This window comes from Terrabacter sp. BE26, assembly GCF_041941675.1.
In the GTDB taxonomy this organism is placed as follows: domain Bacteria; phylum Actinomycetota; class Actinomycetes; order Actinomycetales; family Dermatophilaceae; genus Terrabacter.
The window spans coordinates 3,155,558-3,177,272 of record NZ_CP090122.1 but is presented as its reverse complement, the minus strand read 5'-3'; the positions used below and the strand labels follow the sequence as shown (position 1 = coordinate 3,177,272).

General features: G+C 71.2%; 22 protein-coding genes. 13 read left to right on the top strand and 9 right to left on the bottom strand.

All coding sequences use genetic code 11. The features are described 5' to 3' along the window. Genes LQK93_RS14580 through LQK93_RS14570 form a run of 3 tightly spaced genes read right to left on the bottom strand, consistent with a single transcriptional unit; the run spans position 1 to position 4,017 of the window. Positions 1–1,308, bottom strand: a complete 1,308-nt coding sequence (locus LQK93_RS14580; RefSeq protein ID WP_374968500.1) for a hypothetical protein — start codon at positions 1,306–1,308, stop codon at positions 1–3. Beyond that, positions 1,262–2,842 (bottom strand): acyl-CoA carboxylase subunit beta, encoded by a 1,581-nt coding sequence (locus LQK93_RS14575; protein WP_374968499.1) that lies wholly within the window; start codon positions 2,840–2,842, stop codon positions 1,262–1,264. The genes LQK93_RS14580 and LQK93_RS14575 overlap by 47 nt, the downstream gene beginning before the upstream one ends. After that, complete coding sequence (locus tag LQK93_RS14570) at positions 2,839–4,017, bottom strand: acyl-CoA dehydrogenase family protein (protein ID WP_374968498.1); 1,179 nt, start codon at positions 4,015–4,017, stop codon at positions 2,839–2,841. The genes LQK93_RS14575 and LQK93_RS14570 overlap by 4 nt, the downstream gene beginning before the upstream one ends. Before the next feature lie 59 nt (positions 4,018–4,076). Between LQK93_RS14570 and LQK93_RS14565 the strand changes: the two genes are divergently transcribed. From LQK93_RS14565 to LQK93_RS14550, 4 genes are all read left to right on the top strand, one after another. Then, a complete protein-coding gene (locus LQK93_RS14565) occupies positions 4,077–4,466 on the top strand; it encodes a MerR family DNA-binding transcriptional regulator (protein ID WP_374968497.1) in 390 nt (129 codons plus the stop codon). Between the two features lie 31 nt (positions 4,467–4,497). Then, entirely contained in the window at positions 4,498–5,376 is an 879-nt protein-coding gene (locus LQK93_RS14560) for a sulfurtransferase (protein WP_374968496.1), read from the top strand. A 25-nt stretch (positions 5,377–5,401) separates the two neighbouring features. After that, the gene (locus LQK93_RS14555; protein ID WP_374968495.1) at positions 5,402–5,857 is read left to right on the top strand and encodes a SufE family protein; all 456 of its coding nucleotides are present in this window, start codon (positions 5,402–5,404) and stop codon (positions 5,855–5,857) included. 386 nt (positions 5,858–6,243) lie between these two features. After that, positions 6,244–6,918 (top strand): helix-turn-helix domain-containing protein, encoded by a 675-nt coding sequence (locus tag LQK93_RS14550; protein ID WP_374968494.1) that lies wholly within the window; start codon positions 6,244–6,246, stop codon positions 6,916–6,918. 12 nt (positions 6,919–6,930) lie between these two features. On the opposite strand, the gene kynA is transcribed toward LQK93_RS14550, so the two are convergent. The 3 genes from kynA to LQK93_RS14535 are packed head-to-tail and all read right to left on the bottom strand — an operon-like array spanning position 6,931 to position 9,241. Beyond that, positions 6,931–7,806 carry a tryptophan 2,3-dioxygenase gene (gene kynA, locus LQK93_RS14545; protein WP_374968493.1) on the bottom strand — a complete coding sequence of 292 codons (876 nt, stop codon included), beginning with the start codon at positions 7,804–7,806 and terminating at the stop codon, positions 6,931–6,933. A gap of 23 nt (positions 7,807–7,829) precedes the next feature. Beyond that, positions 7,830–8,360, bottom strand: a complete 531-nt coding sequence (locus LQK93_RS14540) for a DUF3806 domain-containing protein (protein ID WP_374968492.1) — start codon at positions 8,358–8,360, stop codon at positions 7,830–7,832. Between the two features lie 38 nt (positions 8,361–8,398). Next, complete coding sequence (locus tag LQK93_RS14535; RefSeq protein WP_374968491.1) at positions 8,399–9,241, bottom strand: aldo/keto reductase; 843 nt, start codon at positions 9,239–9,241, stop codon at positions 8,399–8,401. A 118-nt stretch (positions 9,242–9,359) separates the two neighbouring features. On the opposite strand from LQK93_RS14535, the gene LQK93_RS14530 reads away from it, so the two are divergent. Beyond that, positions 9,360–11,141 carry an acetyl/propionyl/methylcrotonyl-CoA carboxylase subunit alpha gene (locus LQK93_RS14530; protein ID WP_374968490.1) on the top strand — a complete coding sequence of 594 codons (1,782 nt, stop codon included), beginning with the start codon at positions 9,360–9,362 and terminating at the stop codon, positions 11,139–11,141. Positions 11,142–11,264: 123 nt separating this feature from the next. Here the strand turns inward: LQK93_RS14530 and LQK93_RS14525 are convergent, their stop codons facing one another. Next, entirely contained in the window at positions 11,265–11,753 is a 489-nt protein-coding gene (locus LQK93_RS14525; protein ID WP_374968489.1) for an antitoxin, read from the bottom strand. Positions 11,754–11,860: 107 nt separating this feature from the next. Here LQK93_RS14525 and LQK93_RS14520 point away from each other — a divergent pair, with 107 nt between their 5' ends. Continuing rightward, positions 11,861–12,079, top strand: coding sequence for a hypothetical protein (locus LQK93_RS14520; RefSeq protein WP_374968488.1), 219 nt, complete (start codon positions 11,861–11,863; stop codon positions 12,077–12,079). A gap of 34 nt (positions 12,080–12,113) precedes the next feature. On the opposite strand, the gene LQK93_RS14515 is transcribed toward LQK93_RS14520, so the two are convergent. Beyond that, positions 12,114–13,526 (bottom strand): NAD(P)H-quinone dehydrogenase, encoded by a 1,413-nt coding sequence (locus tag LQK93_RS14515; protein WP_374968487.1) that lies wholly within the window; start codon positions 13,524–13,526, stop codon positions 12,114–12,116. Between the two features lie 93 nt (positions 13,527–13,619). On the opposite strand from LQK93_RS14515, the gene LQK93_RS14510 reads away from it, so the two are divergent. Then, a complete protein-coding gene (locus LQK93_RS14510; protein WP_374968485.1) occupies positions 13,620–14,465 on the top strand; it encodes a purine-nucleoside phosphorylase in 846 nt (281 codons plus the stop codon). Continuing rightward, positions 14,465–16,150, top strand: a complete 1,686-nt coding sequence (locus LQK93_RS14505; protein WP_374968483.1) for a phospho-sugar mutase — start codon at positions 14,465–14,467, stop codon at positions 16,148–16,150. Before LQK93_RS14510 ends, LQK93_RS14505 begins: the two co-directional genes overlap by 1 nt. A gap of 37 nt (positions 16,151–16,187) precedes the next feature. Here LQK93_RS14505 and LQK93_RS14500 read toward each other — a convergent pair whose 3' ends face one another. Continuing rightward, entirely contained in the window at positions 16,188–16,877 is a 690-nt protein-coding gene (locus tag LQK93_RS14500; RefSeq protein WP_374968482.1) for a PH domain-containing protein, read from the bottom strand. Between the two features lie 112 nt (positions 16,878–16,989). Between LQK93_RS14500 and deoC the strand changes: the two genes are divergently transcribed. The 5 genes from deoC to LQK93_RS14475 are packed head-to-tail and all read left to right on the top strand — an operon-like array spanning position 16,990 to position 21,708. Next, on the top strand, positions 16,990–17,919 hold the full coding sequence (gene deoC / locus LQK93_RS14495) for a deoxyribose-phosphate aldolase (RefSeq protein ID WP_374971516.1): 930 nt from the start codon (positions 16,990–16,992) through the stop codon (positions 17,917–17,919). Positions 17,920–17,978: 59 nt separating this feature from the next. Further along, complete coding sequence (locus LQK93_RS14490; protein WP_374968481.1) at positions 17,979–19,481, top strand: aldehyde dehydrogenase family protein; 1,503 nt, start codon at positions 17,979–17,981, stop codon at positions 19,479–19,481. Beyond that, a complete protein-coding gene (locus tag LQK93_RS14485) occupies positions 19,478–20,365 on the top strand; it encodes an aldehyde dehydrogenase family protein (protein ID WP_374968480.1) in 888 nt (295 codons plus the stop codon). Before LQK93_RS14490 ends, LQK93_RS14485 begins: the two co-directional genes overlap by 4 nt. A gap of 3 nt (positions 20,366–20,368) precedes the next feature. Beyond that, the gene (locus LQK93_RS14480; RefSeq protein ID WP_374968479.1) at positions 20,369–21,016 is read left to right on the top strand and encodes a uridine kinase; all 648 of its coding nucleotides are present in this window, start codon (positions 20,369–20,371) and stop codon (positions 21,014–21,016) included. After that, positions 21,013–21,708, top strand: coding sequence for an aspartate/glutamate racemase family protein (locus LQK93_RS14475; protein ID WP_374968478.1), 696 nt, complete (start codon positions 21,013–21,015; stop codon positions 21,706–21,708). Before LQK93_RS14480 ends, LQK93_RS14475 begins: the two co-directional genes overlap by 4 nt. Positions 21,709–21,715 lie beyond the last annotated feature (7 nt).

Genomic DNA, 21,715 nt, shown 5'->3' with positions numbered 1-21,715 from the left:
TCAGGGGTAGAGGTCGTCGGTGAGGTTCTCGACGACGAGGTAGTTCTCCGTCCACCACCACATCTGGCCCGCCCCGGCGAGGACGATGAGCCCGAGGAGCCAGTAGCGGTAGCGACGCCACCACCGCAGCTGGAGGAACCAGGCGATGATCAGTGCCATCGGGAACGCCAGCAGGGCGTAGCGCACCCGGCTCGGCGTGGTGCTCGTGACGAGGACGATGTAGGCCGGGTAGGCGCCTGCCCACCCCCAGATCTCTGGCCCCCAGCGCCACGAGTGGCGGCTCAGCATGAACCACACGAAGGCCGCGACACCCAGCACGCCCGCCACCTGGCCCAGGACGCCCCAGTAGTTGTACAGCAGGTCCCACCAGAGGTAGAGCTTGATCTTGGTCTCGATGTTCCAGGCGAGCATCGTGTCGTTGTACGCGTTGGGCGTGTCCGTCGCGATGGTGACGATGGTCGGCCACAGGAACGTGAGCGCCCCTGCGTATGCCGCCAGCAACCCCAGGCCCACGCGCAACCTCCAGGGGTGGTCGCCTTCGTCGCCCTGCCGCCAGCGCACGAACCCGTGCGCGATGATGACCGGCACCATCGCGATGACGACGTTGCGACTCAGGGACAGCACGAGCAGCACGAGCGCCACCCACCAGTAGTGCCGCTTGCGCAACAGCAACAGGACACCCACCACGCCGAGCAGCGCCGTCGACTCGGTGTAGGAGGCGGAGAGGGCCGGCGAGGCGATGAAGAAGCAGGTCGCGACGACCGTGACCATGGCCTCCCAGCGGCCGACCGCCTGGTCGACGAGCTTGAAGAGCAGGTGCATCGCGACGAAGCCGATGGCCGTCGAGAGCAGCGGGGCGACCAGGGTGAAGGGCAGTCCGGTGACCTTCATGATCAGCCCCGCGGTCAGCGGGAAGACCGGGAAGAAGGCCCACGGGTTCATGTCGATGCCGCCCCAGCCCGTACGAGGCAGCACCGCGGGGTAGCCGTGCTCGGCGATGACGCGGTACCACTGCCCGTCCCAGCCGGTCATGACCGAGAGGTAGCCGGGGTCCGCCGGGGAGGGGTAGAAGATGCGGATGTTGGCCGTGCCGATCGGCAGGGGGATCTGGTAGCGGGACAGGTAGGCCGCCGAGACCCAGACGAACAGGCGCGACACCGCGAAGACGGCGAACGGGAACCACACCGGGAAACGCCGCCAGACGGGCTGCGTGGCCTCGAGTCCCCGGTCGGGGTGCTCGAGCCGGTGACCGAGGCCTTCCTCAGACGGGCGGGACGGCGCGTCTGCGCTCGCTGAAGTGGCGGTCACGCCGGGAAGCATAGGCCAGTCGCCGGAGGAGGTCCGACCGCAGTTCGTCAGCCTCGATGACCGAGTCGAGCACCAGGTCGGCTGCCAGCCGCTCGATGTCGACGTCCTCCTCGTACTCGCGCCGACGGTCCGCCACGAAACGGTCGCGTGCCTCGGGCCCCTGCTGCCGCTCGATCTCGGCGATCTTGTTGGCGTAGACGGCGTTGACCGCGGCCTCGGGGCCCATGACGGCGATCCGGGCCGTCGGCAGCGCGATAGTGGCGTCGGGGCCGAAGCCGGGGCCGCCCATGGCGTAGAGGCCTGCCCCGTACGCCTTGCGGACGATGACGCAGAACTGCGGGACCGTGGCTGAGGAGACGGCGCTCACCATCTTGGCGCCGTGGCGGATGATGCCTCCGCGCTCCACCTCGGACCCGATCATGAAACCGGGCACGTCGGCCAGGTAGATGAGCGGGATGTTGAAGGCGTCGCACAGCCAGATGAACCGGGCGGCCTTGTCGGCGCTGTCGGTGAAGAGCACGCCACCCTTGACCATCGAGTTGTTGGCGACGATGCCCACGGTCTGCCCCCCGAGGCGGCCGAAACCGATGACCAGCTCGGCCGCCCACAGCGGCTTGAGCTCGAAGAAGGAGTCGTCGTCGACGAGGCCCTCGATGACGTCGTGGATGTCGAAGGGGACGGACTCGCGCTCGGGGACCGTCTCGCGGGTCAGGGGGGTCGCCGGGGGCTCCGCGGCATAGGTCGGCGGGTGGTCGCGCCAGCTGCCGGGGACGTAGGAGAAGTAGAGCCTGGCCAGCTCGATCGCCTCGGCGTCGTCGTGGGCGAGCAGATCACCGACGCCGGAGACGGTGCAGTGCATCCGGGCGCCGCCCATCTCCTCGAGAGAAACCTTCTCGCCGACGACCATCTCGGCCATGCGAGGGCTGCCGAGGTACATCGACGCGTTGCCCTCGACCATGATGATGAGGTCGCAGAAGCTCGGGATGTAGGCCCCGCCGGCCGCGCTCGGGCCGAAGAGGCAGCAGATCTGCGGGACCTTGCCCGAGAGGGCGACCTGGTTGTGGAAGATGCGCCCGGCTCCGCGGCGACCGGGGAACATCTCGACCTGGTCGGTGATCCGGGCGCCTGCCGAGTCGACGAACCAGAAGATCGGCAGCTCCTCGCGCAGGGCCATCTCGGTGGCTCGCACGATCTTCTCGACGGTGCGCGAGCCCCACGAGCCGGCCTTGACCGTCGGATCGTTGGCGATGACGACCGCTGCTCGACCGTCGACGGTGCCGCGTCCGGTGACGACGCCGTCGGCAGGCAGGCCGGGCTGCAGGGCGTTGGCGTAGCGGCCGTCCTCGACGAAGCTGCCCTCGTCGAAGAGCAGGGCGATGCGGTCGCGCACGTAGATCTTGCCCTGGGCGTCGAGCTTGGCCTTGGCCTTCTCGGGCGCGGTGGCCGACGCCGCGTGGGCCGCAGCGAGACGGGCCCGGACGTCGGCGACGCGCGGGTCGGCCTGGGAGCTCGGGGCGGCTGCGGCTGCGCTCATGCCGGAAGCCCCAGGCCACGGGCGATGAGCATCCGCTGGACCTCGGAGGTGCCCTCGCCGATCTCGAGGATCTTGGCGTCCCGGTAGAAGCGCGCCACGGGGTACTCCTCCATGAAGCCGTTGCCGCCGAACACCTGCGTCGCGATGCGGGTGGCCGTGACGGCGGCCTCGGTGGAGTAGAGCTTGGCGATGGCGGCGGCCTGCTTGACCTGCTTGACCGAGCGCTTGCCGGCGTGGAGCTCGTCCTTGAGCCAGGCAGCCTTGTACGTCAGCAGGCGCGCGCCCTCGACCATGACGGCCAGGTCGGCCAGCTGGAAGGAGACGCCCTGGTTGACGCCGATCGGACGACCGAAGGCCGTGCGGGTCTTCGCGTAGTCGGTGGCGAGCTCGAGGCACGCCTGGGCGCAGCCGACGGCGAGCGCCGAGATGGCGATGCGGCCGTCGTCGAGGGTCTTGAGGAACTGCTTGAACCCCTCGCCCTCGACACCGAGGAGATGGTCGGCCGGGACGCGGCAGCCCTCGAAGGTGAGGCCGTGGGTGTCGGAGACGTGCCAGCCGAGCTTGTGGTACGCCGGTTCGACGACGAACCCGGGGGTGCCGGCCGGGACCATGATCGCCGAGATCTGGGGCGAACCGTCCTCGTTGGTGCCGGTGCGCGCGGTGACCGTCACGACCGACGTGATGTCGGTGCCGGAGTTGGTGATGAACGCCTTGGCCCCGTTGACGACCCACTCGTCGCCGTCGCGCACGGCCCGGGTGCGCGTGGCTCCGGCGTCGGAGCCCGCTTCGGGCTCGGTGAGCCCGAAGCCGGCCAGCGCACGCCCGGAGACGAGGTCGGGCAGGAAGCGCTGCTTCTGATCCTCGCTGCCGTAGGTCAGGATCGGGTTGATGCCGAGGCCGACGCCGGCCGACAGGGTGATGCCGATGGACTGGTCGACGCGGCCGAGCTCCTCGATGGCGACGCAGAGGCTGGTGAAGTCCCCGCTGTCGCCGGCGCCGCCGTACTCCTCCGGGACGACGAGCCCGAACAGGCCGAGGTCTCCCATCTTGGGGACGAGGTCGGTCGGGAAGTACGCGGCGGCATCCCACTTCGCGATGTTCGGTGCGACCTCCTTCTCGGCGAAGTCGCGGACGACCATGCGGAAGTCCTCGTGGTCCTGGCTGAGCTCGAACATCGGTGGTCTCCTCGTGGGATGGCTTGACGCTTACGTAAACGTAAAGCACGATCGGGGGCATGACAAGCGGGCCGACGTGGACCATCGCGCAGATCGCCGAGGAGTTCGGCGTCACGCATCGCACGGTGCGTCACTACGAGGACCTCGGGCTCATCTCGCCCGAGCGTCGTGGCACGCAGCGCGTCTACCACCGTCGGGACCGCACCCGGTTGGCGCTCATCCTCCGCGGCAAGCGCCTGGGCTTCCCCCTGGAAGAGATCCGCACGATCATCGACCTGTTCGACGCACCGAGGGGGCGGCGGGCGCAGCTCGAGTACGTCCTCGGACAGATCGACGAGCGGCGGACCGACCTCGAGCAGCGCCTCCGTGACGTCCAGGACGCCATCTCCGAGCTCGGCGAGTTCGAGCGACGCTGCCGAGAGGATCTCGGGCGCCTCGACCCCGTATGAGCGTGGGCGGTTCGCGTGACACGATGGGAACATGAGCGCTGAAGACACGAAGATCTCCGCGTACACCCATCCCGAGCGTCTCGTGACGACCGAGTGGCTGGCCGAGCAGGTGGCTGCCGGCAACGTCGGCGGCCCGGACGGGATCGCGCTGCTCGAGTCCGACGAGGACGTGCTGCTCTACGAGACCGGCCACATCCCGGGAGCGCTCAAGATCGACTGGCACGTCGACCTCAACGACCCGATCACGCGGGACTACGTCGACGGCTCCCGCTTCGCCGAGGTGATGGGCTCACGCGGCATCGGCCGCGACACGACCGTGGTGATCTACGGAGACAAGAGCAACTGGTGGGCGGCCTATGCGCTGTGGGTCTTCAGCCTGTTCGGCCACCGGGACGTGCGCCTGCTCGACGGCGGCCGCGCCAAGTGGGTCGCCGAAGGCCGGGAGCTGACCCGAGAGGTGCCCGTCGCCGAGACGGTGGACTACCCCGTGGCCGAGCGGGACGACACGCCCATCCGTGCCTTCAGGGACGACGTGCTCGCGCACCTCGGCAAGCCGCTCGTGGACGTCCGCTCTCCCGGTGAGTACTCCGGCGAGCTGCTCCACATGCCGGACTACCCGCAGGAGGGCGCCATGCGTGGCGGCCACATCCCCGGGGCGAAGTCGGTTCCATGGGCGCGTGCGGCCAACGAGGACGGCTCGTTCAAGTCCCGCGAGGAGCTCGAGGCGATCTACCTCCAGGAGCAGGGCCTCACGCCCTCCGACGACGTCGTCGCGTACTGCCGCATCGGCGAGCGCTCGTCGCACACGTGGTTCGTGCTGACGCACCTGCTCGGGTTCGAGTCGGTGCGCAACTACGACGGCTCGTGGACCGAGTGGGGCAACTCGGTCCGCGTCCCCATCGAGAAGTGACGCGGCGACGATCAAGGAGCCTGACGTGAGCGACACTCCCCTGCCGGCGCCCCTCGCCGAGATCGCCGAGGACTTCCGTTCCGCCGACAACGAGCTGAAGCTGCAGCTGCTGCTCGAGTTCAGCGACGAGCTGCCGGGCCTCCCAGAGCGGTATGCCGGCCGCCTTGACCAGCTCGAACGTGTCGACGAGTGCCAGTCACCGTTGTTCCTGACCGTCGAGGTCGGCGAGGGCGCGTCCTTGGACGTGCGCCCCGTGAGCCTGTTCTTCGATGCTCCGGCGGAGGCGCCGACCACTCGGGGCTTCGCCGGGATCCTGCACGAGGGACTCGACGGCCTCTCTGCATCCGAAGTCCTCGCCGTGCCAGACGACGCCCCGATGCGCTTCGGCCTGGCGGAAGCGGTGTCACCCCTTCGCATGCGAGGAATGGTCGCCATGCTCGCCCGCATCAAGCGCCAGGTCCGCGTCAAGACCGCGGGCTGACCCGCGCTGCGCCGCTCGCTACGTCACTGTTGCACCCAGCGAAACACTGACGTAGCCGCGACACCCTCACCGCCGCCGAGCCGACCTCCCCCGCTCGCTACGCCACTGTTGCACCCAGCGAAACAGTGACGTAGCCGCGACACCCTCACCGCCGCCGAGCCGACCCCGCCGCTCGCTACGCCACTGTTGCACCCAGCGAAACAGTGACGTAGCCGCGACACCCTCACCGCCGCCGAGCCGACCCCGCCGCTCGCTACGTCACTGTTGCACCCAGCGAAACAGTGACGTAGGGGTCGGCGGCGCCTGCGTCCTGCCCCGCATCGTTCCTGTGGACAACGTCGTCTTCGGGGACGGACGGTGTCAGCGGGCTGCGCCACCCTGAGCTCATGACGCTGGCAGGAGACACCGACGGTGACGACTGGGTGGGACGGCACATCCTTCGCGTGCGGCGGCTCGCCGACCTCAGCCAACGAGACTTGGCGGCTGAGACCGGCACGTCGGCGAGCGCCATCTGCCGGTTGGAGTCGGGTGGTGTCGACCCCGGTGTCGCACAGTTCCAGCGCATCCTCCGGCTGGCCTCCCTGCGGCTGGTGGTCGTGGACGCGGACGGGCATGAGGTTCTCCCGGTGCCGGCCGACACCGTCCGTGACAACCAGGGGCGTCGGTTCCCGGCGCATCTGGACGTGGCGCCGCCCGACGAGGTGCCCTACGACCGTTGGGCGTTCCCGCGCTACGACCGACCGGATGCGCAGGGCTGGTACCACCTCCGGGAGACGCGCGACGAGCTCGCCGACGGTACGGCCGGACGCACGCGACCGATGGACCACCCGACGAGCGAAGAGCTGAGCCGACGCCGCCGGCTCATGCACGGGCGCCAGCCCCGCGTTGATGCACGGCCCGGCCCCGAGATCGTGTGTGAATGCTTGGATGCCTGCTTCGAGGAGCTGTGCATCCCAGCCTGCCCGTGTCAGTGCGAGCCTCGCACCAACAGTCTCCGCCGTCGGCTCCTGGACCGTGTTCCGTCGCCGGAGGCGCCCAAGGACGCCGAGGACTCGGCGTGAAGGCGGCGGACCTCAGCCTCCGATGCGCGTCCGCACCTCGTAGAGCTCGGGGAAGAACGTGAGGTCGAGCGCGCGCCGCAGGAAGTTCACGCCGGTCGAGCCCCCGGTGCCGGTCTTCTGTCCGATGGTGCGCTGGACCACCTGCAGGTGCCGGAAGCGCCACTGCTGGAAGTTGTCCTCGAGGTCGACGAGCTCCTCGCAGGTCTCGTACACCCCCCAGTGCTCGTGGGGCTCGGCGTACACCCGGGCGAACACGTCGACGAGGCCGTCGTGCAGGCGGTAGGGCTGGGTCCAGTCGCGGTCGAGCAGCTGCGACGGGACGGAATACCCCCGCCTCGAGAGGTAGGCGAGGAACTCGTCGTAGAGGCTCGGTTCGTGCAGCAGCTCATCGAGTGCCGTCCGGGCTGCCTCGTCGTGGGAGAAGACCGCCACCATGTCGGCGTTCTTGTTGCCGAGGAGGAACTCGACCTCCCGGTACTGCGCAGACTGGAAGCCCGAGCTCGCCGCGAGGAAGGGCCGGATCTGCGCGTACTCGCTCGGCGTCAGCGTGGCCAGCACCGACCACTGGTCCGTCAGGGTGTGCTGGATGTGCTTGACGCGGGCCAGGCGCTTGAGCGCGGGTGCCAGCTCGTCCTCCTTGAGCAGGCTTCTGGCAGAACGCAGCTCGTGGATCATCAGCTTCAGCCACAGCTCGGACGTCTGGTGCTGGATGATGAAGAGCAGCTCGTCGTGCTGGGGCGGCTCGCTCAGCGGCTGCTGCGCGCTGAGCAGCGTGTCCAGGCGCAGGTAGTCGCCGTACGACATCTTCCGAGCGAAGTCGCGCTGGATGCCCTCCTCCAGGTCGCGCTTGCTCCGCTGGTCGACCCCAGCTCGGGCGGCACTGTCCATGACGGCGATCCTAGGCGGCCCCGTCAGCGGGCGCGCGGACGGATCCGCACCAGGTGCGAGACGACACCCGGGATCCACCCGGTCTCGCCGCGCATCCACCGGGCGCCGACGAGGTTGTGCGGCACCACGACCGTGTCGGCGCGCGCCGCCACGAGCCCCAGGTCGGTGCCGAACACGTCGGTGACGACCGCCCACTCGCGCGCGCTGTTACGCGCGAGGTGCTCCCCGATCGCCGCGGCATACGTCTCGACGATGACGTCGGGTCCCTGCCCTTCGCCGCCCCCGGCAGACCAGCGGCGGTACGCGTCGTCGTAGTGGGAGCCGATCGACTCGAGGTCGTCCACGTCGACGCCCTCGGCAGTCGCCTGCTCCAACGCGCGGGCGAGGCGGTCGGTCTCCTCAGGCCCGAGCGGCTGGGCCACCGGTCGTCCCGTGAAGTCGCCCGCGAGCTCGTCCGGTTCGGCGGAGCCGGCCAGCTCGAGCGCCTGGTCGGCCTGGTGCTCCTCGGAGGAGGTGCCGGCCCCGCCCGTGCTCTTGCGCGAGAACAGTCCCATGCCGGCCAACCTAGCCGGTGCGCCCGGGCCCCGACAGGTCAGCCGAAGGTGTCCGGGTCGGGGCCGGTACGCGTGCCGCGGTCCAGCCCGACAAGCGCCTGGAGGTCCTCGCCTCCGAGCGAGAAGCCGAAGATGTCGAAGTTCTCGGCGATGCGTTCGGGCGTCACCGATCGGGTGAGGACGACGTTGCCCAGCTCGATGTGCCACCGCAGCACCAGCTGCGCAGGGGTGACGTCGTGCTTGGCGGCGAGCTCGACGACGACGGGGTCCTGGAGCAGCCCGGCACGCACGGCCAGGGGGCTCCACGCTTCGGTCACGATGCCGTGCTCGGCGTGGAACGCCCGCAGCTCCCGCTGCTGGAGGTAGGGGCTCAGCTCGACCTGGTTGACCGACGGCAGCACACCCGTCTCGTCGAGCAGTCGCTTCAGGTGCGCCACCTGGAAGTTGCAGACGCCGACCGACCGCACGCGCCCCTCGCGCTGAAGCTCGAGCATGGACTTCCACGCGTCGACGTACGCGTTCTGGGCGGGCGCGGGCCAGTGGATCAGGTAGAGGTCGAGCACGTCGATCCGCAGACGCTTCATCGAGGCGTCGAAGGCAGCCGGGACGTTCTTGTGGTCGTCGTTCCAGAGCTTCGTCGTCACGAAGATCTCGTCGCGGTCCACGTCGCCACGGGCGAGGACGCGTCCGACGCCCTCCTCGTTGCCGTAGAGGCGGGCCGTGTCGACATGGCGGTAGCCGACCTCGAGAGCGCGGCCGAGGGCGGCGTCGACCTCGGCGTCCGGGACCTCCCACACGCCGAAACCGATCTGCGGGATGGCCAGGCCCGGGGTGGAGGCGTGGCCGAGGGGGAGGACAGGAACCGGCTCGTGTGTCGTCATGCCACCCACGCTAGGCCGACCACCGCGGACACGGTGTGCCGGACCTCACTGCGAGACGCGCGGGAATACACCGAATGACGCGGAATCCACGTCGCGTCAGCCCGATAGAGTCCGAGCCATGGCATCCATCAGCAAGGTCCTGATCGCAAACCGTGGTGAGATCGCCGTCCGCATCGCGCGGGCGTGCACGGACAGCGGGATCGCCTCGGTGGCGGTCTACGCGGACCCGGACCGCGATGCCCTGCACGTCAAGGTCGCCGACGAGGCGTACGCCCTGGGCGGGTCCACCCCCGGCGAGAGCTACCTCGTCCAGGAGAAGCTCCTCGAGGTCGCCCGCCAGGCCGGTGCCGACGCGGTCCACCCCGGCTACGGCTTCCTCGCCGAGAACGCCTCCTTCGCGCAGGCCGTCATCGATGCAGGCCTGATCTGGATCGGCCCCGGCCCCGATGCCATCGATGCCCTCGGCGACAAGGTCAAGGCGCGCCACATCGCGACCAAGGCTGGTGCCCCGCTCGTGCCGGGCACCAAGGACCCCGTGTCCGGCGCCGACGAGGTGGTCGCCTTCGCCAAGGAGCACGGTCTCCCGGTGGCGATCAAGGCGGCATACGGCGGTGGCGGTCGTGGCCTCAAGGTCGCCCGCGACATCGACGAGATCCCGCACCTCTACGAGTCGGCCGTCCGCGAGGCCGTGACGGCCTTCGGCCGCGGCGAGTGCTTCGTCGAGCGCTTCCTCGACCGTCCGCGCCACGTCGAGACCCAGTGCCTCGCCGACCAGCACGGCAACGTCGTCGTCGTCTCCACCCGCGACTGCTCGCTCCAGCGCCGCAACCAGAAGCTCGTCGAGGAGGCGCCGGCCCCGTTCCTCACCGAGGAGCAGCACACCGAGCTCCTCCGGGCGAGCAAGGCGATCCTCAAGGAGGCCGGCTACGTGGGCGCCGGCACCTGCGAGTTCCTCATCGGGCCCGAGGGGGACATCAGCTTCCTCGAGGTCAACACCCGACTGCAGGTCGAGCACCCGGTCTCCGAGGAGGTCACCGGCATCGACCTGGTCCGCGAGCAGTTCCGCATCGCCAACGGCGAGTCCCTCGACTACGACGACCCCGAGCCGCACGCCCACTCCATCGAGTTCCGCATCAACGGCGAGGACCCCGGCCGCGGCTTCCTTCCCGCCCCCGGCACGGTCACGCGCATGGTCGTGCCGCACGGCCCGGGCGTGCGCTGGGACGCCGGCATCGTCGACGGCGACACCGTCGCGGGGGCCTTCGACTCGATGATCGCCAAGCTCATCGTCACCGGCCGCACCCGAGAGCAGGCCATCGAGCGCTCCCGCCGCGCGCTGGCCGAGCTCGTCATCGAGGGCATGCCCACGGTCGTGCCCTTCCACCGCGCCGTGGTCTCCGACCCGGCCTTTGCCCCGACCGACAACAGCCCGTTCACGATCCACACCCGCTGGATCGAGACGGAGTGGGACAACACCGTCGAGCCGTATGCCGGAGGGGCCGCCGACGGGGCCGAGGCCGAGGAGCGCCAGACCCTCGTCGTCGAGGTGGGGGGCAAGCGGCTGGAGGTGTCCCTCCCCGCCGGCCTCTCGCTCGGTGGTGGCGGCAACTCAGCCGCGAAGAAGAAGGCCCCGAAGCGCTCCAGCGGCGGCAAGTCCGGTGGCGCGGCGTCCGGCGACTCGCTGACCGCCCCGATGCAGGGCACCATCGTCAAGATCGCCGTCGAGGAGGGTGCGACCGTGGCTGCGGGCGACCTCGTCATCGTGCTCGAGGCGATGAAGATGGAGCAGCCGATCACCGCCCACAAGGCCGGTGTCGTCTCGGGCCTCAAGGCCGCGGTCGGCGAGACCGTCACCTCCGGCGCCGTGCTCGCCGACATCAAGGACGGTGCCGAGGGCTGACCGGCCCCGCGCGAAGCCCAGCACGAGGAAGGGCCGACCCGCCGTCTGGCGGGTCGGCCCTTCCTGTTCACCCGGTGGCCTGCCGGTCGCCTCCGGTGGTCGGGCGCTCGGCTGTCGGAGAGGTCAGTGCTGGCCGGGGGGCGGGTCGCCCAGCGTGATCCGCCCGGTCTCCTGCGGCTGCTCGGGGCTCGGGGCGCCGGGCAGGTCCTGCTCGCCGGCGGGCTCGCCCGTGGGCGGGATCTCCGACGGGCCGGGTCCGCCCGGGAGGGTGGGGTCGACCGGCGTGGGGTCGGTCGGGTCGACCGGGGGCGTCGGCTCGGCGGGCCGGGGCGCGGGCGTCGGGGCCGGCCCTGGTTCAGGACTCGGGGTCGGCGCCGGGGTGGGGGCCGGTGTCGACCCGGGCTCGGGGCTCGGCGTCGGCGGCAGCGTGGCCTCCTCGTCGGGCGGCAGTCCGAGGCTTTCCTTGAGCTTGTCGGATCCCTGGTCGAGGCGGTCGGCGTACTTGCCGCCGGTCCGTTCGTTGAGGAGGTCCTCCACCTTGTCGAGTCCCTGCTTGGCCTGCTCCGGGTGGCCCTTGACGAAGTCCTTGGCCTTCTCGATCCAGTCGCTCACTGCGTGTCCTCCACGGTCGACCTCCCCAGGGTGAGGCAGCTGCCTCGGGCCTGGCGTGGCGACGACGCCGCCACGGCTCGACGCTACCCCTCTGGCAGACTGGTCAGGTGCTTGCGTCAGTCCCCGCTGCGGTCCAGCTGCCCGTCTTCTCGTTGACGAACCTGGTCATCCTCGCCATCGTGGCCGCGGTCGTCTACCCGCTCCAGAAGAAGCTGCGCGAGAGCATCTCCCGCCGCCGGCTGGAGCGCTGGGCCGAGGAGGACCGCCAGGCCGAGCTCGAGCGGCAGGAGCGGGACGCTCCGCCGTCGGACGACGAGCACCGCTGATCCCACGGGCCCGCGGGCCCACCAGCCTCCGTGCTCAGTCGGACTGGTGCAGCTGCCGAGCGGCCTCGGCGATGGATCCCGAGAGCGAGGGATAGACGGTGATGGTGCTGGACACCTGGTCGACGCTCAGCCGGTTCTGCACCGCGAGCGCCACCGGGAAGACCAGCTCGGACGCCCGGGGCGCGACGACGACACCCCCGAGCACCGTGCCCACCACCTTGCGGCAGAAGAGCTTGACGAAGCCCTCGCTGATGCCCTGCATCTTCGCGCGCGGGTTGCGCCCGAGCGGCAGCGTCACGGACTCGACGTCCGGTGAGCCGTCCGCGTCGTTCTGACTGATGCCGACGGTGGCGATCTCGGGCTCGGTGAAGATGTTGGCGGCGACCCCCCGGACGTTGAGCGGAGCCACCGCGTCACCGAGGGCGTGCCACATGGCGATGCGTCCCTGCATGGCGGCCACGGAGGCAAGGGGCAGGACGCCCGTGCAGTCCCCGGCGGCGTAGACGCCGCCCACGGTCGTGCGCGAGACCCGGTCGACCTGGATGTGGCCGGAGGGGCTGAGCTCGACGCCGGCCTCCTCGAGGCCGAGGCCCGTGGTGTTGGGCACGGACCCGACGGCGAGCAGGGCATGCGAGCCCTCGACCGTGCGGCCGTCGACGAGGGTGACGACGACGCCGTCGGCGGTGCGCTCCACCGAGGCGGCGCGCGACTTGTTCAGCACCTCCATGCCGCGCTTGCGGAACACGTCCTCGATCACGGTCGCGGCGTCGGCGTCCTCCCCGGGCAGCACCCGGTCACGGGACGACACGAGCACGACCTGCGACCCGAGGCCGAGATAGGCCTGGGCCAGCTCGGCACCGGTGACACCGGAGCCGATGACGACGATGCGCTGGGGCAGCTCCCGCAGCGAGTAGATCTGCTGCCACGTCAGGATGCGCTCGCCGTCCGGGCGCATGGTGTCCATGACGCGCGGTGCCGCACCGGTGGCAACGAGCACGACGTCGGCGGCCAGCTCCTGCGTGCTGCCGTCGGTGAGGGCGGCCACGACGAGGTCGCGCGAGGCGAGGCGGGCTGTTCCGCGCAGCACGGTGACGCCGACCTGTTCGAGGCTGCCCTGGATGTCGGCGCTCTGGGCCGCGGCCAGCTCGAGGATGCGGCCGTTGACGGTGTGGGCCTGGGCGACGGCGTCGGAGACCTCGTCGCCGTCGTCGTCCTGCAGGCGGACCCCGAGGTGCGAGGCGGTCTCGAAGTCGGACATGTAGTCGGCGGTCGCGATGAGGGCCTTGCTGGGCACGCAGTCGGTGAGCACCGCCGCTCCGCCCAGACCGTCCTTCTCGATGATCGTCACCCGGGCACCGAGCTGCGCCGCGACGAGGGCCGCCTCGTAGCCACCGGGGCCTCCGCCGATGATGACGACCGACGTCTCGCGCATGATCACGAACCCCATCCAACCACCCCCCACGGGAAGCCCGGGCCTGCCCTCCGGAGGCCCACCGGGGATGCCCAACCGCTCGGCGACGACCTCGCTAGAGTCCTCAGCGTGACCAGTAGCCACCGTGACGTCAGCGCCGACCTCGACGATCCCGCCACCGACCCCTTCGACGTCGCCGAGCAGGCCGCGGCGGTCATCGCCGAGCGCACCGGCGTGGCACACCACGACGTGGCGCTCGTCCTCGGGTCGGGCTGGGGCCAGACTGCAGACCTCATCGGCGAGACGCTGGCCACCGTGGAGAACGCGGACGTCCCCGGCTTCCACGCGGCCGCCGTGGCGGGTCACTCCGGCACGATGCGCTCGGTCGCCATCGGCGACACCGGGCGTCGCGCCCTGGTCTTCGGCACCCGCACCCATTTCTACGAGGGCCGCGGCGTGCGGGCCGTCGTCCACGGCGTGCGCACTGCCAAGGCGGCGGGCTGCTCCACCATCGTGCTGACCAACGGCTGTGGTGGCCTCAACCCTGCCTGGGGCCCGGGCACTCCGGTCCTCATCCGCGACCACATCAACCTCACGGCGCACTCCCCCGTCGAGGGCGCCAACTTCGTGGACCTCACCGACCTCTACACGCCGCGCCTGCGCGAGCTCGCCCGGCAGGTCGACCCCGACCTCGACGAGGGCGTCTACGTCCAGTTCCGCGGGCCGCACTACGAGACGCCGGCCGAGGTGCAGATGGCCAAGGTGCTGGGCGGCGACCTCGTGGGCATGTCCACGACGCTCGAGGCGATCGCCGCGCGGCAGTGCGGCCTCGACGTGCTCGGGATCTCGCTCGTGACGAACCTGGCCGCCGGCATCTCCGACCAGCCGCTCAGCCACGCCGAGGTGCTCGAGGCCGGGCAGGCCGCCGCCGAGCGCTGCGGGCGCCTGCTCGCCGACGTCGTGGGGCGCCTGTGATGACCGGGCTCGAGGCCACCGAGGAGCTGTATGCCGCGGCGCGGGCCTGGCGCGACGACGACCCCGACCCGACGACCCGGGCCGAGCTCGACGCCGTGCTCGGCCGCGCGTCCGAGGGCGACGCCGTGGCCCTCGCGGACCTGACCGACCGCATGTCCGGCCTGCTGGAGTTCGGCACCGCCGGGCTGCGTGGCGCCCTGGGCGCCGGTCCCAACCGGATGAACCGCAGCGTCGTCATCCGGGCGGCGGCCGGCCTGACGGCATACCTCAAGGACGAGGGCCGAGCCGGCGAGGCGCCCACCGTCGTCATCGGCTACGACGCCCGCTACAACTCCGACGTGTTCGCGCGCGACACGGCCGCGGTGGTGGTCGCCGCCGGCGGCCGGGCGCTGCTGCTCCCCCAGCCCCTGCCCACCCCGGTGCTGGCGTTCGCGATCCGGCACCTCGGTGCCGACGCCGGCGTCATGGTCACGGCGAGCCACAACCCGCCGCAGGACAACGGCTACAAGGTCTACCTCGGCGACGGCAGCCAGATCGTGCCGCCGGCCGACGCCCAGATCGCCGCGCACATCGAGCAGGTGGAGCGTGTGGGCGACGTGCCGCTCGCCGTCGACGGGTGGGAGACCCTCGGCGACGACGTCCTCCGGGACTACGTGGACGCCGTCGTGACCGTCGTCGACCCCGGGTCGCCGCGTGACCTCAGCATCGTGCACACCAGCCTGCACGGCGTGGGGCACGGCACGGTGCACACCGCCTTCGTGCGAGCCGGCTTCGCGGCCCCGGTCGTCGTCGACGAGCAGGCGGTGCCCGACCCCGACTTCCCCACCGTCGCCTTTCCCAACCCCGAGGAGAAGGGCGCGATCGACCTGGCCCTGGCCCGCGCCCGGGCCGTCGGCTGCGACCTCGTCATCGCCAACGACCCCGACGCCGACCGCTGCGCCGCGGCGGTCCTCGACCCTGCGCTCGGCGACTGGCGGATGCTCCGCGGCGACGAGGTCGGGGCCCTGCTCGGTGCTCACATCGTGCGCCGCGGGGTCTCACGCCGCGACGTCTTCGCCTGCTCGATCGTGTCCTCGCGCCTGCTCTCGTCGATCGCGCGCAGCGCCGGCATCGCGCACGAGGAGACCCTCACCGGCTTCAAGTGGATCTCCCGGGTCGAGCGTCTTCGCTACGGCTACGAGGAGGCCCTCGGCTACTGCGTCGCGCCGCAGCTGGTCCGCGACAAGGACGGCATCAGCGCCGCCCTGCTGCTCGCCGAGCTGGCCGCGACCCTGAAGTCCGAGGGCCGCACCCTGACCGACCTGCTCGACGACCTCGCCGTCGAGCACGGCGTCCACGCGACCGACTCCTTCGCGGTGCGCGTCTCGGACCTCGCCCAGATCGACACGCTGATGGCACGGCTCCGCGCCGAGAAGCCGTCCACGGTGGCCGGCATCCCGGTGGCACGCACCGACGACCTCAGCCGGGGTGACGGCGGGCTGCCACCCACCGAGGGCCTGCGCTACCACCTGGCCGACCGCTCACGCATCATCGTGCGACCGAGCGGCACCGAGCCCAAGGTGAAGGTCTACCTCGAGGTCATCGAGCCGGTCGCCGAGGCAGCCGCCCTCGGGGAGGCACGTGCGGTGGCCGAGACCCGGCTCGCCCGGATCCGCGCGGACCTCGAGCGGCTCACGTCCCTCTGAGGGGACCCCACGCATACGGTCCGTGTGCGTCGGGCGGTCAGACGACGAAGGTCCCCAGCAGGAAGAAGGCGGCAGCGGCCAGGAGCAGCCCGACCGAGAGCGGGTCCCACGCCTGGGTCGCGATGCGGGGCGTGCGCCCGTCCTTGCGCCTGCGGTCGGCGAGGATGCGCTCCTCCACCTCGGCCGCCACGACCTGTGCCTCGACCTTCGACTTCGTGGGCAGCTCCGAGGTGCCTTTGCCCCGGACCCGGTTGGCGCCGACGGTCAGGATGCCGCGGCCGTACCTCGGGCGTCCGGGGTCGGCGGGCACGCCCCAGGCGGTGTAGCGGCGGCCACCCGCCACGAGCTCGAGGGCCCAGCGCGACCTCACCTCGGTGATCACCGGCCAGGTGAGGTCGACGACCCGCATCGGGTTGACGAGCCGGACCCCCTCCGCGTGGACGATGACGCTGGGCCGCACGACGAAGAGCCACAGCAGCACCAGGGCGAGCACGACCGTCGAGATCAACGTCCAGCTGCGCGGCGTGGTGAGCAGGCCCGACACGAGCAGGCCGAGCCCGGCGAGCGCCCCGATGACGCCGACGACGACCGACGACCCCGGTCGCAGCGTGCGGGCCTCGCGCAGCGCGTGCGGGGCACCTGCGTCGTCGCCCGCCGCGCGGCCCTGGTCGGGGCCGGGGCCCGGCGTGGGTGAGTCGGGCGGTGGCTGGGACACATCTGGGCTCACCGTCCGACTCTCTCACGCGTTCTGGCCCCGGCCGAGCGGCAGATAGACTCCCGTGGTGACCGTAAGCACCACGACACGCACCGCATCCGACGTCGCCGCACAGGCGCGGGACGTGCTGGGGGTGTCGCGCCTGACCAACCGTGCCCTGACGTCCTGGCTGCACGGGCTGCCCGGCGTCGACCAGGTCGGCAACGAGGCCCGCGCCGCCGGTCTCGGCACCCGCTCGATCAAGACGACGAGCAAGGCCTGGGCCATCGACACCGCCATCGGGATGATCGACCTGACCACGCTCGAGGGCTCCGACACCGTCGGCAAGGTGCGCTCGCTGTGCGCCAAGGCGCTCGTGCCCGACCCGCTCGACCCGAGCACCCCGCGCCCGGCCGCCGTCTGCGTCTACGGCGACATGGTCGCCACGGCGAAGAAGGCGCTCGGCGACAGCGGCATCCACGTCGCCTCGGTCGCGACGGCCTTCCCGTCCGGACGGGCGAGCCTCGCGGTCAAGCTGGCCGACACCAAGCACGCGGTCGAGGCCGGCGCCGACGAGATCGACATGGTCATCGACCGTGGCGCCTTCCTCGCCGGCGACTACCTGACCGTCTTCGACCAGATCGCCCAGGTCAAGCAGGCCTCCGGCGAGGCGCACCTCAAGGTGATCATGGAGACCGGCGAGCTCATCACCTACGACAACGTCCGTCGCGCCTCCTACCTCTCGATGCTCGCCGGCGGCGACTTCATCAAGACCTCGACCGGCAAGGTGTCCCCCGCCGCGACGCTGCCCGTCACCCTCGTCATGCTCGAGGCCGTGCGCGACTGGCGCGAGCTCACCGGGGTGCAGGTCGGCGTCAAGCCGGCCGGCGGCATCCGCACGACCAAGGACGCCATCAAGTACCTCGTCATGGTCAGCGAGGTCGCCGGCGACGACTGGCTGAGCCCCGAGTGGTTCCGCTTCGGCGCCTCGAGCCTGCTCAACGACCTGCTCCTGCAGCGCCAGAAGCTCACCACGGGCGCCTACTCCGGTGCCGACTACGTGACGCTCGACTGACGAGCGCCCTTCCCGCGACCGCCACGGCGCCTGCCACGACTGCCACGAAAGACACCCTGATGCCGAAGTTCGAGTACGCCCCCGCTCCCGAGTCGCGAGCCGTCGTCACCATCGAGGAGGCCTACGGCCACTTCATCGACGGCGCCTTCACCGCGCCGGCGGAGACCTTCCCCACGCTCAACCCCGCCGACGAGACGGTCCTGGCCCAGGTGAGCCAGGCCGGGCCCGAGGACGTCGACCGTGCCGTGGCCGCCGCCCGCCGCGCCTTCAAGGGCGTCTGGGGCCGGATGAGCGGCGCCGAGCGCGGCAAGTACCTCTTCCGCATCGCCCGCATCCTGCAGGAGCGCGCCCGCGAGTTCGCCGTCCTCGAGACGCTCGACAACGGCAAGCCGATCAAGGAGACCCGCGACGTCGACGTGCCGATCGCGGCGGCGCACTTCTTCTACCACGCGGGCTGGGCCGACAAGCTGGAGTATGCCGGCCTGTCGGCTTCCGGTGCCGACGTGCCGCGTCCGCACGGCGTCGTCGGTCAGGTCATCCCGTGGAACTTCCCACTCCTGATGCTCGCCTGGAAGATCGCGCCGGCCCTCGCGACCGGCAACACCGTCGTCCTCAAGCCGGCCGAGACCACACCGCTGACGGCGCTGCTCTTCGCCGAGGTCTGCCAGCAGGCCGGGCTGCCGGCCGGTGTCGTCAACATCGTGACCGGCGACGGCCGCACCGGGCAGGCGCTCGTCGAGCACCCCGGCGTCGACAAGATCGCGTTCACGGGTTCCACCGAGGTCGGGAAGGCCATCGCCCGCTCGATCGCCGGCACCCCGAAGAAGGCCACGCTCGAGCTCGGCGGCAAGGCCGCCAACATCGTCTTCGACGACGCCCCCATCGACCAGGCGGTCGAGGGCATCATCAGCGGCATCTTCTTCAACCAGGGCCAGGTCTGCTGCGCCGGCTCCCGCCTGCTCGTCCAGGAGAACGTCCACGACGAGGTCGTGTCCCGGCTCAAGCGCCGCCTCGGCACGCTGCGCGTCGGTGACCCCATGGACAAGAACAGCGACCTCGGCGCGATCAACTCCAAGGCGCAGCTCGAGCGCATCACCTCGCTCGTCGAGGCCGGGGTCGCCGAGGGTGCCGAGCGCTGGAGCCCCGAGTGCTCCCTGCCGGCCAAGGGCTACTGGTTCCCGCCGACGGTGCTGACCGGCGTCTCGCAGACGCACCGCGTGGCCACCGAGGAGATCTTCGGCCCGGTCCTGTCGGTGCTGACGTTCCGCACGCCCCAGGAGGCGGTCGCCAAGGCCAACAACACGGCATACGGCCTCTCCGCGGGGGTGTGGACCGAGAAGGGCTCGCGCATCCTCTGGATGGCCGACCAGCTGCGCGCCGGCGTCGTGTGGGCCAACACGTTCAACCGCTTCGACCCGACGTCGCCCTTCGGCGGCTACAAGGAGTCCGGCTACGGCCGCGAGGGCGGCCGCCACGGCCTCGAGGCCTACGTCACCACCGCTCCTTCGCCTTCGACTGCCGCTCCGACCGACGCTTCGACCCTGACGGGAGCCGCCCGATGAGCCGCCTCGACGTGCGCAAGACCTACAAGCTCTACATCGGCGGGGCATTCCCCCGCAGCGAGTCGGGCCGCTCCTACGAGGTCGTCTCGGCCTCGGGTGAGTTCCTCGCCAACGCGTCGATGGGCTCGCGCAAGGACGTCCGCGACGCCGTCGTCGCCGCCCGCGGCGCGTTCCCGAAGTGGTCGGGCGCCACCGCCTACAACCGCGGCCAGGTGCTCTACCGGGTCGCCGAGGTGCTCGAGGGCCGGCGCGCCCAGTTCGTCGAGGAGGTCGCCGCCGGCGAGGGCCTGTCGGCGCGCGCAGCCGGTGCCGTCGTCGACGCGGCCACCGACCGGATCGTCTGGTACGCCGGCTGGACCGACAAGATCGCCCAGGTGCTCGGCAACCTCAACCCGGTCGCCGGGCCCTTCTTCAACGTGTCGGCGCCCGAGCCGACCGGTGTCGTGGGCATCCTTGCCCCGCAAGCCTCCTCGCTGCTCGGCCTGGTGTCGGTCGTCGCGCCCGTGATCGCGACCGGCAACACTGCGGTCGTCATCTCGTCGGCGAACCGTCCCCTCCCGGCCGTCACGTTCGGCGAGGTGCTGGCCACCTCCGACGTGCCGGGTGGTGTCGTCAACGTCGTGACCGCGCGCACCGCCGAGGTCGCGACCTGGCTGGCCGCACACCGCGACGTCAACGCCATCGACCTGACCGGCGTGGCCGGCGCCGAGGGCGTCGACTGGGCGGCGCTCGAGGTGGAGGCGGCCGGCAACCTCAAGCGGGTCCACCGCCCGACCCTGCGCGACGGTGTCCCGGTCGAGCCCGACTGGAACGCCGACCCCGGTCTCGGCCGCCTCCGCGCGTTCGTCGAGACCAAGACCGTCTGGCACCCCAAGGGTCTCTGAGCGGTGGCATCGGAGGACGCCGCGTCCGACGGGAACGGGCACCGGCGCCGGGTCATCCTGCTGACCGGGCCGAGCGGTGCGGGGAAGAGCCGCCTGTCGGCGCGGCTCAGTGCCGCACACGGGTGGCCGGTCGTGCGCCTGGACGACTTCTACCGCGAGGCGCACGACCCGCGGCTGCCGCGTTCGCCGCTGGGCATCCCGGACTGGGACCACGTGGACTCCTGGGACGCCGAGTCGGCGGTCGACGCGCTGCGCCGGCTCGTGGACGGCGGCCCGGTGGAGGTGCCGATCTACGACATCGGCGCCTCGGCCGTGACCGGGCGTCACTGGCTCGAGGCGCAGCCGAGCGACCACATCCTGGCCGAGGGCCTCTTCGCCGGGCGCCTCATCGAGCCGCTCGACCAGGAGGGGCTGCTGGCCGACGCCCTCTGCGTGCGGCAGAACCGCTCCCTGACGGCTGTCCGCCGTTTCGTCCGCGACCTGTCGGAGCGCCGCAAGGCACCCCACATCCTGCTGCGCCGCGGCCTCACCCTGTGGCGCGACGAGCCGCGCGTCGTCGCCGAGGCACAGGCGGCCGGTGCGCGGTGCATCCACCCCCGCGAGGCCGAGGCCGAGCTCGGGGCCCTGCTGCGGTCAGGCATGACGTCGTGAAGCTCATCGGCCTGCTCGGCGGCATGAGCTGGGAGTCGAGTGCCGTCTACTACCGCCTCGCCAACGAGCTCGTGCGTGACCGGGTCGGCGGCCTCGCCTCCGCCCGGCTGCTCCTCCACTCGCTCGACTTCGCCGAGATCGAGCGCCTGCAGGCCGAGGACCGGTGGGACGAGGCCGGCGCGCTGCTCGCAACGGCGGCAGCCGGGCTCGAGGCCGGAGGGGCCGAGCTGCTCGTGCTGTGCACCAACACGATGCACAAGGTGGCTCCTGCCATCGAGGCGTCCGTCTCCGTCCCGCTGCTGCACATCGGGGATGTGACTGCTACCGCGGTGCGAGCGGCCGGGATCCGTCGGGTGGGCCTGCTCGCGACGGCCTACACGATGGAGCAGCCGTTCCTGCGTGACCGACTCGGCGGCCACGGACTCGAGGTCCTCGTCCCCGAGGCAGACGACCGCGCTCTGGTCCACCGGGTCATCTACGACGAGCTCTGCCTCGGTGTCGTCACCGAGGAGTCCCGGCGGGCCTACCGGGAGGTCATCGCACGACTGGTGGCTGCGGGCGCAGAGGGGATCATCCTCGGCTGCACCGAGATCGAGCTGCTCGTCGACCAGTCGGACTCGGCCGTCCCCGTGTTCCCGACCACCCGCCTGCACGTCGAGGCCGCCGTCAACGCCGCGCTCGGCCCAGCCTGAGGCACCT